This is a genomic window from Acetomicrobium sp. S15 = DSM 107314, assembly GCF_016125955.1.
In the GTDB taxonomy this organism is placed as follows: Bacteria; Synergistota; Synergistia; order Synergistales; family Thermosynergistaceae; genus Thermosynergistes; species Thermosynergistes pyruvativorans.
In genome coordinates this window covers 1-322 of record NZ_JADEVE010000154.1, presented here as the reverse complement: position 1 = coordinate 322, position 322 = coordinate 1, and the positions used below count along the sequence as shown (strand labels likewise).

General features: G+C 40.4%; 1 protein-coding gene. It reads left to right on the top strand.

Features of this window, described 5'->3' with window-relative positions; all coding sequences use genetic code 11:
- A partial coding sequence (locus EZM41_RS03525; RefSeq protein WP_198469563.1) for a LysM peptidoglycan-binding domain-containing protein occupies positions 1–269 on the top strand: 269 nt, incomplete at its 5' end.
- Positions 270–322: the final 53 nt, after the last annotated feature.

Here is a 322-nt window from a genome sequence, read left to right as displayed (position 1 = left end):
CTCTCCTGAAATCAGAAAATATATACGCGAACGTATCGAATCTATCTGTAATGATATCGCCTCGTCCTATCAATGCAAGGCAATATGCGACTACACCTTTGGCATCCCCCCAGTGGTTTGAACACACAGTGCAGAAGGGTGAGACACTTTCGACAATTTCTTCTCAATACAGCATTTCTATCGAAGAGATAGCGCGAGCCAATGAGCTCAAAGATTTATTTTTCCTAGGGTATTATTTAACTATAACTTTAAAGGAGGCATTGAAATGAAACTGTCAAAAGCATCTGAGCTTATGGAAAAGGTTGGGATTCCAGGAAGAGAT